Source organism: Pseudomonas sp. TWI929, assembly GCF_039673335.1.
Lineage (GTDB): Bacteria > Pseudomonadota > Gammaproteobacteria > Pseudomonadales > Pseudomonadaceae > Aquipseudomonas.
This window is the reverse complement of sequence record NZ_JBDJLK010000130.1, coordinates 1-10,623: the sequence shown is the minus strand read 5'-3', so window position 1 is coordinate 10,623 and position 10,623 is coordinate 1. Positions and strand designations below refer to the sequence as shown.

General features: G+C 63.0%; 11 protein-coding genes. 7 read left to right on the top strand and 4 right to left on the bottom strand.

All coding sequences use genetic code 11. The features are described from left to right. Positions 1 to 134 precede the first annotated feature (134 nt). Complete coding sequence (locus ABE456_RS27205) at positions 135 to 542, top strand: GFA family protein (protein WP_346646685.1); 408 nt, start codon at positions 135 to 137, stop codon at positions 540 to 542. 1 nt (position 543) lies between these two features. On the opposite strand, the gene ABE456_RS27200 is transcribed toward ABE456_RS27205, so the two are convergent. Continuing rightward, positions 544 to 1,437 carry a LysR substrate-binding domain-containing protein gene (locus tag ABE456_RS27200; protein WP_346646684.1) on the bottom strand — a complete coding sequence of 298 codons (894 nt, stop codon included), beginning with the start codon at positions 1,435 to 1,437 and terminating at the stop codon, positions 544 to 546. 167 nt (positions 1,438 to 1,604) lie between these two features. Between ABE456_RS27200 and ABE456_RS27195 the strand changes: the two genes are divergently transcribed. The 4 genes from ABE456_RS27195 (at position 1,605) to ABE456_RS27180 (ending at position 5,059) form a co-directional block, all read left to right on the top strand. Next, positions 1,605 to 2,546, top strand: coding sequence for a DMT family transporter (locus tag ABE456_RS27195; protein ID WP_346646683.1), 942 nt, complete (start codon positions 1,605 to 1,607; stop codon positions 2,544 to 2,546). Positions 2,547 to 2,585: 39 nt separating this feature from the next. Then, positions 2,586 to 2,924, top strand: coding sequence for an FKBP-type peptidyl-prolyl cis-trans isomerase (locus ABE456_RS27190; RefSeq protein WP_019099528.1), 339 nt, complete (start codon positions 2,586 to 2,588; stop codon positions 2,922 to 2,924). A 234-nt stretch (positions 2,925 to 3,158) separates the two neighbouring features. Then, positions 3,159 to 3,821: a histidine phosphatase family protein gene (locus ABE456_RS27185; RefSeq protein ID WP_346646682.1), complete on the top strand. Its 663-nt coding sequence runs from the start codon at positions 3,159 to 3,161 to the stop codon at positions 3,819 to 3,821. Positions 3,822 to 3,865: 44 nt separating this feature from the next. Then, the gene (locus ABE456_RS27180) at positions 3,866 to 5,059 is read left to right on the top strand and encodes a D-amino acid dehydrogenase (protein WP_346646681.1); all 1,194 of its coding nucleotides are present in this window, start codon (positions 3,866 to 3,868) and stop codon (positions 5,057 to 5,059) included. 119 nt (positions 5,060 to 5,178) lie between these two features. Here ABE456_RS27180 and ABE456_RS27175 read toward each other — a convergent pair whose 3' ends face one another. The 3 genes from ABE456_RS27175 to ABE456_RS27165 all read right to left on the bottom strand — a co-directional run bounded on the left by ABE456_RS27175 (position 5,179) and on the right by ABE456_RS27165 (position 8,435). Continuing rightward, the gene (locus ABE456_RS27175) at positions 5,179 to 5,907 is read right to left on the bottom strand and encodes an aspartate/glutamate racemase family protein (RefSeq protein WP_346646680.1); all 729 of its coding nucleotides are present in this window, start codon (positions 5,905 to 5,907) and stop codon (positions 5,179 to 5,181) included. Between the two features lie 16 nt (positions 5,908 to 5,923). Further along, positions 5,924 to 7,456 carry an NCS1 family nucleobase:cation symporter-1 gene (locus tag ABE456_RS27170; RefSeq protein ID WP_346646679.1) on the bottom strand — a complete coding sequence of 511 codons (1,533 nt, stop codon included), beginning with the start codon at positions 7,454 to 7,456 and terminating at the stop codon, positions 5,924 to 5,926. Between the two features lie 541 nt (positions 7,457 to 7,997). Next, entirely contained in the window at positions 7,998 to 8,435 is a 438-nt protein-coding gene (locus ABE456_RS27165) for an Lrp/AsnC family transcriptional regulator (RefSeq protein ID WP_346646678.1), read from the bottom strand. A gap of 133 nt (positions 8,436 to 8,568) precedes the next feature. Between ABE456_RS27165 and ABE456_RS27160 the strand changes: the two genes are divergently transcribed. Together ABE456_RS27160 and ABE456_RS27155 are read left to right on the top strand one after the other, a co-directional pair. Then, positions 8,569 to 9,465, top strand: coding sequence for a DMT family transporter (locus ABE456_RS27160; RefSeq protein WP_346646677.1), 897 nt, complete (start codon positions 8,569 to 8,571; stop codon positions 9,463 to 9,465). A gap of 146 nt (positions 9,466 to 9,611) precedes the next feature. After that, a complete protein-coding gene (locus ABE456_RS27155; protein ID WP_346646676.1) occupies positions 9,612 to 10,538 on the top strand; it encodes a class I SAM-dependent methyltransferase in 927 nt (308 codons plus the stop codon). The last annotated feature ends 85 nt before the right edge of the window (positions 10,539 to 10,623 follow it).

The window sequence follows — 10,623 nt, the reverse complement described above, 5'->3', positions numbered from 1 at the left end:
ATCCCCCCCGCGTTTTCTTGTTTCTCAATATCCCTGGGGGGTCCCTCCCCCCCCCCCCCCCCACCCCCCGGCCGCTCCCACAAAACTGCGCACATCTATAATTGCTGGCCCACCCCCTGTTCAAGGAGCCAGCCATGGCCCTGGAAAAACACGGTACCTGCCTGTGCGGCGCCACCCGGCTCACCGTCACCGTCGACAACACCCATATCAGCGCCTGCCATTGCAGCATGTGCCGCAAGTGGACCGGTGGTCCGCTGCTGGTGGTTGATTGCAGCAAGCCGCCAGTGATCGAAGGGCGGGCGCCCAGCGTCTACGACTCGTCTGACTGGGCTCAACGCGCTTTCTGCGGCCAGTGCGGCACGCACCTGTACTACCGGTTGAAAGCCAACGACTTCCACGCCATACCGGTCGGCCTGCTCGACGGCGACCAGGATTGGGATTTCAACCTGCAGATTTTCGTGGAAGAGAAACCCGCCTGGTACTGCTTCGCCAACCAGACCAAGGAACTGACCGGGCAACAGGTGTTCGAGCAAAACAGCTGACTCAGGCCTGTGCCAGCAGCCACTCGGCAAACACTTGGGCGGCGGGCGAGGGCAGGGTGTGGCGGTCATTCACCAGGTAGTCGGCCTGGCCAGTGCGTACTTCAAAGTCGCACACCTGGCGGATCAGGCCGCTGTTGATGCGGTCGCGGGCCATCGACTCCCAGCCCAGGCCCACGCCCATGCCTTGCATCACCGCGTCGAACACCAGGTTCACCTGGTTGAAGGTCAGCGCATCGGCAGGGGCTTGGTAGCGCACGCCAAAATGGGCGAACCAGTCGTGCCAGTCCAGGCAGTTCCAGGCCGAGGCGTCGAGCTGGATCAGCGGCAGTGCCTGCAGCGCAGGCAGGCTGTCGACCTGGTTGAGGTCCCAGCTGCTGCTGGCAATCGGGTAGATCACTTCGTCGAACAGCTTGCTGGCCTGCAGTGAGCGCCAGCGGCCATGCCCGTAGAGAATACCGAAGTCGTAATCGGCGACCAGGCTCTCGTTGATGTCGTTGCTGGCATGGATGTTCACTGTCAGCCCGGGGTGCTGCTCGTTGAAGCGCAGCAGGCGTGGGAACAGCCAGTATTGCGCCACGGCATGGGTGCAGATGACGCTGACATGGCGGCTGCCATGGCCGCTTTTCAGGCGTTGGATATTAGCCAGCAGCTTGTCGAGCATCGGCTCGACAAAGCCATGGAAGTGCTCGCCGGCAGCGGTCAGCGCGATACCACGCGCGCGACGTTCGAACAGCTGGGTACCGAGCTGGTCTTCGAGCAGGCGAATCTGCTTGGAAATCGCGCTCTGCGTCAGGTAGAGCTCGCCGGCGGCACGGGTGAAACTGCCAGTGCGGGCCACTGCTTCGAAGGCTATCAGGGTATCGAGCGGGGGCAGGTGGCGGCTGTAGCGGCTCATGGTCGATTCCGTGCAACGGGATGGCTTGCCCGCGATAGGGCCCGCATCAGCAACATCATAATTTGCCCTGAGCCATTCCTCCAGGGAATGCCACCATGCAAATTGATCTTTTGCCCGACAACCCGTGCACAGGTAGCCTGCGCTCATCGTCAAACAGGAGCAGACACGTGAAACGCGGTGTGATGTACGCCGGCATGGCCGGTGCGTTATGGGGCATGGTGCTGATGGTTCCCGAGCTGCTGCCCGAGTTCAACCCGATGCTGCTGAGCAGCGTACGCTACGTAATGGTGGGGGTGATCTCGCTGTTGCTGGCCCTGCCCATGGTTCGCCAGCTGCGCCAGTTGACCGCGAGCGATGCGTGGATGCTGCTGCGCCTGGCAGTGATCGGCAATCTGGTTTACTTCGTGTTCCTGGTGGCGGCGATCCAGCGCCTGGGTGTGGCCCCGGCCTCGCTGATCGTCGGAGTGTTGCCGCTGACCATCACCTTGTACGGGCGCAACGACAGCGGCGCGGTGCCCCTGGCGCGGCTGGTCGGCCCGCTGGTGCTGATTCTCGCCGGCATGCTGTGCATCAACCTGGAAACCTTCGCCTTCGCCCCCGGCGACATCAACGACAAGCTGATGGGCTTGTTCTACGCGCTGGCCGCCTTGGCCTGCTGGACCTGGTACGCCGTGCAGAACAGCCGCTACCTGAAGCAGTGTGGCCATTTCGACAGCCATCAGTGGTCAGTGCTGTGTGGGGTGATGACCGGCCTGGCCAGCTTGTTGATGGTCGCCGGCCTGGCGCTGTGGCAGCCGCAGCAGTTGCAGGTGGAGGCGCCAATGTCGCGCTGGTGGTTGTTCTGGGCCGCCAGCCTGGCCTGTGCGGTGCTGGGCTCGTGGCTGGCCATGGCGTTGTGGAATGCTGCGTCCAAACGGTTGCCGTTGACCTTGAGCGGGCAACTGATCGTGTTCGAGACCCTGTTCGCGCTGTTGTATGCCTTCCTCTGGCGGCAGACCGGGCCGAGCTTGCTGGAAGGGGCGGCGATCGTGCTGGTAATTGGTGGCGTGCTGTGGTCGATGCGCCAGCATGAAACGCCACGCGAACTTGCCAAACCTGTGCATTCCTGAGAAAAGGGCGGCTTTGTTTTTCAGCGTTGGAGTATGCCCGTGAGCCAAGAACTGCAGATCATCGACCTGGTCGAGGGTGATGGCAAAGCTGCCGTCAAAGGTGCCCTGATCACTACCCAGTACACCGGCTGGCTGGCCGACGGCAGCGAGTTCGATTCGTCGTGGTCGCGCGGCAAGCCGTTCCAGTGCGTGATCGGTACCGGCCGGGTGATCAAAGGCTGGGACCAGGGCCTGATGGGCATGCGCGTTGGCGGCAAGCGCAAGTTGCAGGTACCGGCGCACCTGGGCTATGGCGAACGCAGCGTGGGGGCGATCCCGCCGAATTCGGACCTGACCTTCGAGATCGAGCTGCTGGAAGTGCTGACGCGGGATGATTGAGTGGCCACATTGCAACCCCAGGTTCTTGCACGCTACACATTTTCGCAACACCCATCCCCTAATCTAGGCCTTGCCTAGGGAACGGCATCCACCTCCAGGGAGGAACCAAACGGGTTCAGGGCACTCTGACCCTCACTCGTTGCCAAGGATGGCATTCACTACAATGGCGCCCTGCAACTGGCGGGGCGATGTGGCGGGTCAACCCGATTTTCTTTGCCACACGAGCCTGCCTTGATGAAGTTGCCAACATTCTTCCGCCGTCGCCGTCACTTGCTGCTGAGCCTGGTGCTTACAGCTGTTGCCGTACCGCTGGCGCTGGAAGCTGTCGAAAGCCGGGCGCAACCGGTGGATGGCACCCAGACCCTGGTGTTCTTGCGCCATGCCGAGAAGCCGGGCGAGGGCTTGGGCCAGTTGAACTGCCAGGGCCTCAACCGTGCGCTGGACCTGGCTACCGTGCTGCCCGAGCGCTTCGGCAAGGCCGACTACGTGTTTGCCGCCAACCCCTCGCGGCATGTCGAGGAAGGCAGCAAGGACGAAAGCTACAGCTACATCCGCCCGCTGATGACCATCACCCCCAGTGCCATCCGCCTGGGCTTGCCGGTGAACATCGACTACGGCGCCAACGACACCGACGAACTGGCCGATGAGTTGCTCAGCGAAAAATACCGCAATGCCACCATCTACGCCGCCTGGTCCCATGGTTACCTCCCGGAATTGATCAATACCGTGGCCGGCAAGGCGCTGGGTGAAGAGCGGGTGATCACCGAAGACTGGAACGGCGATGACTTCGACACCCTCTACGTACTGACCCTGACCTGGCACGACGGCAAGGCTAGCCTGCTCAGCCGCAACGTGCGCCAAGGCCTGAATGATGGTGCGCATAGCTGCCCGACCTGATCCGCTGGTACTGTTCCGTCAGCAAGGCCGAACAGGGATGAGCGATGAAGCAGCAGGTAACAGTAATCGGTGGCGGCGTGATTGGCCTGGCAACGGCCTATGCGCTGGTCCGTGAGGGGTGGTCGGTCGACCTGGTCGAGGCCCGCGACAGCCTGGCGTCGGCCACCAGCTTCGCCAATGGCGGGCAATTATCCTATCGCTACGTGGCACCACTGGCCGATGCCGGTGTGCCGTGGCAGGCATTGGGCTGGCTGTTGCAGGGCGAGTCGCCGCTGCGCCTGCGTTTGCGCCTGGACCCGGCGCAGTGGCGTTGGCTACTGGCGTTCACCCTGGCTTGCCGGCGCAGCGTCAACCGCCGCAATGCCGGGCAATTGCTGGAGCTGGCGCTGCACAGCCAGGCCGTGTTGGCGCAATGGCGTGAGGACGATGGCCTGGGCGAATTTGCCTGGCGGCGCAATGGCAAGCTGGTGGCCTTTCGCAGTGAGCGCGCGTTTGCCCAAGGCCGTGATCAGCTGATGGACCCGGCCAGCCAACAGGTGTTGGCGGCCGCCGAACTGCGCGCACTGGAACCGGCCCTGGACGGTGCACCGTTTGTGGGTGGTGTGTTTACAGCGGGTGAAGAGGTCGGCGACTGCCACCTATTCTGCCAGCGCCTGGCGGCGTTGTTGCGCGCTTCGGGGCAGTGCCGCTTGTTGCTGGGCCGGCCAGTGACGCAACTGGTACAGCACAAGGGCCAAGTGGTGGCGCTGCAACTGGGCGATGAGCGGCTGGGCGTGGAACAGCTGGTGCTGTGCGCCGGGCATCGCGGCCCGAGCCTGGCATTGCCGGGGCTGAAGCTTCCGATCTACCCTTTGAAGGGCTATAGCCTGACGGCGCCGATCAGCGCCGGGCACCGCGCGCCGGAGGTGAGCCTTACCGACTATGAGCGCAAGATCGTCTATGCCCGCCTGGGCCAGCAGCTGCGGGTGGCGGCAATGGTGGACATTGTCGGTTTCGACGAGTCGGTGGAAAAGCGCAGGTTGCAGAGCATGCGGCGGCTGGCGCTGGAGACGTTGCCGAAGGCGGCGGATTATGGCCGGGCGGTGGAGTGGGCCGGGATGCGGCCGGCGACACCGACTGGGGTGCCGATCATTGGCGGCACGGTGTATCGCAACTTGTGGTTGAACCTGGGGCATGGGGCCTTGGGGTTCACATTGGCCTGCGGCAGTGCGCAGCGGTTGGCCAGAATGATGGGCTGACAGTACTGGCCTATTCGCGGGCTTGCCCGCTCCCACAGGTACAGCACAGCCCTTGCGAGCGGTGGGGTCCCTGTGGGAGCGGGCAAGCCCGCGAATAGGCCGGGTCAGGCGATAGATGGCTAGCGGCCGAAGCGCATCGGCCAACCCACCACTTTCTTCTCCCGCGGTGTGGCATAGGTGCGCACCTTGGAGGTGCTCAGGCCCATGCGCACCAGCGATTCAGCAATGGTCACCGCCGCACTCACACCATCCACCACCGGCACGCCTGTACGCTGGCGGATCTGTTCATCCAGCCCGGCCATGCCGCCGCAACCCAGGCAGATCACCTCGGCCTTGTCGTCACGCACCGCGCGTTCGGCCTGCTCGACGATGGCTTCCACTGCCCGCTGTGGGTCGGCTTCCAGTTCCAGCACCGCCAGCCCGCTGGCGCGCACCGAGGCGCAGCGGTCATACAGGCCAGAGAGCTTCAGGCGGTCCTCGATCAGTGGCACGGTGCGGTCCAGGGTGGTCACCACCGAGTAGGCATGGCCCAGGTACATCGCCGTGCTGGCGGCGGCATCGGTGATATCCACCACCGGCACGTTCAGCAACTCCTGCAGGCCTTCGCGGCCGTGTTCACCGTAACCCGCCTGGATCACGGCGTCGTAGGGGCCGTCGTAGGCCAGCACCCGGTCCATCACGGCGATGGCGGCCAGGTAGCTTTCGAAATTGCCCTCTACCGACTCGGCGCCGAACCACGGGGTAAGGCCGATGATCTCGGTACCGGGCGCGGCCACCGCGCGGGCCTGTTCGGCAATGGCTTGGGTGATGGCTTCGGTGGTGTTGACGTTGGCGATCAGAATACGCATGGGTAGTCCTCCCTGATCAATGGCTGCTGTGGTCGACGGCGATGCATTCGCCGCTGACGTCGTGGTATTGGCGCTTGCGAGGTGCGATCAACAGGTACAGGGTGGCGGCTATGCCGGCACCGATCAGCCAGGAGAACGGCGCCACGCTGTGGAAGTTGGGTACCAGGGCCAGGACGATGGCCAGCAGCGCGGCCGGCACGAACGCGGCCACGGCGCGCAGGTTGATGCCCTTGGTGTAGTGGTAGGCGCCGGCCGGGTCTTCGCTATACAGCTGCGGCACGTTGATGCAGCCTTTGCGCAGCAACCAGTAGTCGGACATGATCACCCCGTACAGCGGGCCCAGCAGGGCACCCAGGCCAGACAGGAAGTACACGATCACCAGTGGGCTGTTGTACAGGTTCCACGGCAGGATCAGCACCGCCAGGGTGGCACTGATAAGCCCGGCACGGCGGAAGTTGAGGTGGCGCGGTGCCAGGTTGCTGAGCACGAAGGCCGGGGCGACGAAGTTGGCCATGATGTTCACCGCCACGGTGACGATCAGGAAGGCCAGGCAGCCGAGCACCAGGAATGGCGTGCTGGGGATGGCGGCGACGATCTGCGTCGGGCTGTCGATGATCTGGCCGTTGATCTGGAACTGCGCGCCGCACAGCACCACGGTAATCACGGCGAACACCAGGATGTTCACCGGCAGGCCCCAGAAGTTGCCCACGCGGATGGTCTTGCGGCACGGCGAGGAGCGGGCGAAGTCACAGAAGTTCAGCACCAGGGTGCCGTAGATCGCCAGCCACAGTGCGCCGCCGGCAAAGATGTTGCGCCACATCTCATAGCCGGTCAGTGGCTCGGCCACCGACCAGGCGATGCGCGCATCGGCCTTGAAGTACATGAACACCGCCAGGCTGGCGACGGTCAGCAGGATCACCGGGCCGGCGAAGGCCTCGTAGCGGCGCACCATCTCCATGCCGTAGGCAAGGATCACCAGTTGCACCAGCCAGATCGCCACGAAGCATACCCAGCCCAGGCTCGACAGGCCGAGGATGCTGTCGTGGTCGTAGGCTGCCATTTGCGGCCACACGGCGGTAAGCAGCACACGCAGCACCACGGAGGCCAGGTAGGTCTGGATGCCGAACCAGGCGATGGCGATGACCGCGCGGATCAGCGCCGGGATCTGCGCGCCGTGGATGCCGAAGGCGATGCGGCTGATGACCGGGAACGGTACGCCGGTTTTCTGCCCCATGTAGCCGGACAGGTTCATGAAGAAGTACACCAGCGCCGCACCAATGGCCAGCGACAGCAGGATTTGCCAGCCACCCAGGCCGAGGGCGAACAAGCCCATGGCGAACGAATAGTTGGCGATGTTGTGCACATCGTTGGTCCACAGCGCAAAGATGCTGTAGCCGCCCCAGCGACGGCCTTCGATACGGGTAGGCGCGAGGTCGCGGTTATGCAGGCGCGGGCTCAGGACAAGTTCTGGCGGGTGGCCAACAAGGGTGGAATCGGGGTGGGTGCTGGCGACGGATAGTTCAGGGGCAAGGTCGAGGCTGCTACTCATTCCGGCGGGCTCCTGATGCACATGGACTGCGATGAGCGGGCATGCGCACGGGCTCGCCATCTCGTCGGTGCAGCGTTGGCATCACAGGGTTCTGGGCGCGGCGGCCAACATTGGGTCGGCGTCGCGGGTTCTTGTGTATTTATGTTTTGATCGGTTTGTATACAAAACACGAACACACAAAAGCGAGTTCCATGCCAAGGAAAAAGCAACTTTCAGCTGGCTATCATTTTGAATCTAGGTTGTTGAAAAATAAGTTGATGAAATGAAGGGAATATAAGTTGACCAAATGAACAGGTTTAATTTTTTAGACAGGTAGTTAGTTGATCAATTGGTCAGAATTAGTTGCGGGAAGTGTGTAACGTATTGGGGCGTTACTGGGGAAAATGCACACAAAAATGGCACCTATGGTGACATTATTGTGTACAAAAATTGGTCAGCTTTTTCCTGTGCTGGCCTCTTAGCGGGTGAACCCGCTCCCACAGGGGCTGTGTAGCTCTTGTGGGAGCGGGCTTACCCGCGAAGAGGCCGGAGCAGGAAGAAATCAGTCCATTGGCGGCAACCGCCGCTTCACCGGGCTTTTCTTGATGATCGCGGTGTTGGTCTCGGCCAGCACATTGATGCGGTCGAGCAAGGTGTCCAGCTGCTCCATCGAGCGCACATGCAGGCGGGCTATGAAGCAGTCCTCACCGGTAACCTTGTCGCACTCGGTGAACTCGGGGATGGCAATGATCTGCCGCTCCACCTCTTGCAGCTGCCCCGGCAGCGGGCGGATGCGCACAATAGCCTGCAGTTGGTAACCAAAGGCGCGCGGGTCTACCTCCACGGTGTAGCCGCGCAGCACGCCACGCTCCTCCAGGCGGCGCAGGCGCTCGCTGACGCTGGGCGCAGACAGCCCGCTGATCTGTGCCAAGGCCTTGAGCGAGCGGCGCGAGTCTTCCATCAGCGCATTGATAAGCATTTGATCGATGGCATCGGTCATTGTTACCTCGTCAGGTAATTCGCGTGATTTGCCTTGATAGTAAAGGCAAGGCTGCTTATCTGCCTTGGTTATCCGCTGGAAGGCCCACCAGCAACCTTTGCATACTGTTGCCATCGTCAACAGGAGGTGTGAGATGGACAGTTCATTGCGCCGTGGCTCGCTGGAAATGGTCGCCGCCATGCTGATTTCCGGGACCATTGGCTGGTTCGTGCTGGTGTCTGGCCAGCCGGTGCTGGAGGTGGTGTTCTGGCGCTGCGTATTCGGTGCCGTGACCTTGCTGGTGATTTGCGCCGTTTTCGGCTTTTTGCGGCCAGGGGTGATCAGCCGCACGGCGTTCCTGCTGGCGGTTGCCAGTGGCGTGGCCATCGTTGGTAATTGGCTGCTGTTGTTTGCCTCCTATTCGCGGGCATCGATTGCCATCGGCACGGCGGTGTACAACGTGCAGCCGTTCATGTTGGTGGGGCTGGCGGCGCTGTTTCTGGGCGAGAAGATCACCTTGGCCAAGGTCACCTGGCTGAGTGTGGCGTTTCTCGGCATGTTGGCCATCGTCAGTGCCCATGGTGCGGGGCAGGGGAGCGGTGAGGACTATCTGTTGGGCATCGCCCTGGCGTTGGGCGCGGCATTTTTGTATGCCATCGCTGCGTTGATCATCAAGCGCCTGAGTGGCACGCCACCGCACCTGATTGCACTGATCCAGGTGACCACTGGGGTGTTATTGCTGGCACCTTGGGTGAAGCTTGGTGGCTTGCCGGGGGAAATGCCGGCGCTGGCCAGCCTGCTGACCCTGGGCATGGTGCATACCGGCTTGATGTATGTGCTGTTGTACAGCGCCATCCAGCGCCTGCCCACGGCGTTGACCGGGGCGCTGTCGTTCATTTACCCGATTGCAGCGATATTGGTGGACTGGGTGGCGTTCGGGCACCGCCTGGCGCCGATGCAGTGGCTGGGGGTGGGCTTGATTCTGCTGGCGGCGGCGGGGATGCAGCAGGGGTGGTGGTTCCGGCCGACACGGGTTGCAGTCAAGCCTTGAGCTGACCTTGCTGGCCTCTTCGCGGGTAAACCCGCTCCCACAGGTACTGCACATGCCTTAGGACCTGTGCGATCCCTGTGGGAGCGGGTTTACCCGCGAAGAGGCCGGCAAGGTAGAATGCCGCTTTTGCCAGCCTGCGACCCACCATGACTTCGCCAATCCACACCCTGGAGCAACACTTGCTCGCCGCCCTAGACCCTGCCCCGCAGGAAACCCGCCGCCTGTTCCACGGCCGTGGCCGCTGCTGGGCGGGCCTGGAGCAGGTTACTGTCGACTGGCTGCAAGGCGTGCTGTCGGTCGCCCTGTTCCGCGAACCGCCCGAAGGCCAGTTGGCCGAACTGGAAGCCATGCTGCGTGCCTTGGTTGAACGCCCGCAGTGGACTGGCCAGGCAATCATCATCCAGCACCGCTACCTGCCCGACAGCCCGGGCCAGTGGCTGCTGGGCGAGCCATGCCAGCAGCGCGAGGTGGTCGAGGACGGCCTGACTTACCTGCTGGACCTGGGTGTGCGACAAAACAACGGCCTGTTCCTCGACATGCGCTATGGCCGACGCTGGGTGCGCGAGCAGGCGGCGGGCAAGCGCGTGCTGAACCTGTTCGCCTATACCTGCGGCTTCTCGGTGGCGGCGATTGCCGGTGGCGCCGAGCAGGTGGTGAACCTGGACATGGCCAAGTCGGCGCTGTCGCGGGGCCGGGACAACCACCGCCTCAACGGCCATGATGCGTCGCGTGTGGCGTACCTGGGGCACGAGCTGTTCAAGTCGTGGGGCAAGGTGCGCAAGTACGGGCCTTACGACCTGGTCATCATCGACCCGCCAACCTTCCAGCGTGGCAGCTTTGTGCTGACTCAGGATTACGCGAAGATCCTGCGGCGCTTGCCGGAGTTGTTGAGCGAGGGTGGGACGGTGCTGGCATGCGTGAATGACCCGGGGATCGGGCCGGAATTTTTGATTGAGGGGATGGCGGAGCAGGCGCCGGAGCTGGCGTTTGTCGAGCGGCTGGAGAATCCGCCGGAGTTTCCGGATGTGGACCCGTCGGGGGGCTTGAAGGCTTTGGTATTCCGCCAGGGTTGATGTTGCCTTTACTGGCCTCTTCGCGGCTGAAGCCGCTCCCACAGGGGCCCCACAACATTCAGCCCTGTGGTGATCCTGTGGGAGC

Coding starts and splice junctions, on each gene's coding strand:
- ABE456_RS27200 (WP_346646684.1), bottom strand. CDS start 1,437: ATGAGCCGCTACAGCCGCCACCTGCCCCCGCTCGATACCCTGATAGCC.
- ABE456_RS27170 (WP_346646679.1), bottom strand. CDS start 7,456: ATGAGTAGCAGCCTCGACCTTGCCCCTGAACTATCCGTCGCCAGCACC.
- ABE456_RS27205 (WP_346646685.1), top strand. CDS start 135: ATGGCCCTGGAAAAACACGGTACCTGCCTGTGCGGCGCCACCCGGCTC.
- ABE456_RS27165 (WP_346646678.1), bottom strand. CDS start 8,435: ATGACCGATGCCATCGATCAAATGCTTATCAATGCGCTGATGGAAGAC.
- ABE456_RS27185 (WP_346646682.1), top strand. CDS start 3,159: ATGAAGTTGCCAACATTCTTCCGCCGTCGCCGTCACTTGCTGCTGAGC.
- ABE456_RS27175 (WP_346646680.1), bottom strand. CDS start 5,907: ATGCGTATTCTGATCGCCAACGTCAACACCACCGAAGCCATCACCCAA.
- ABE456_RS27180 (WP_346646681.1), top strand. CDS start 3,866: ATGAAGCAGCAGGTAACAGTAATCGGTGGCGGCGTGATTGGCCTGGCA.
- ABE456_RS27155 (WP_346646676.1), top strand. CDS start 9,612: ATGACTTCGCCAATCCACACCCTGGAGCAACACTTGCTCGCCGCCCTA.
- ABE456_RS27160 (WP_346646677.1), top strand. CDS start 8,569: ATGGACAGTTCATTGCGCCGTGGCTCGCTGGAAATGGTCGCCGCCATG.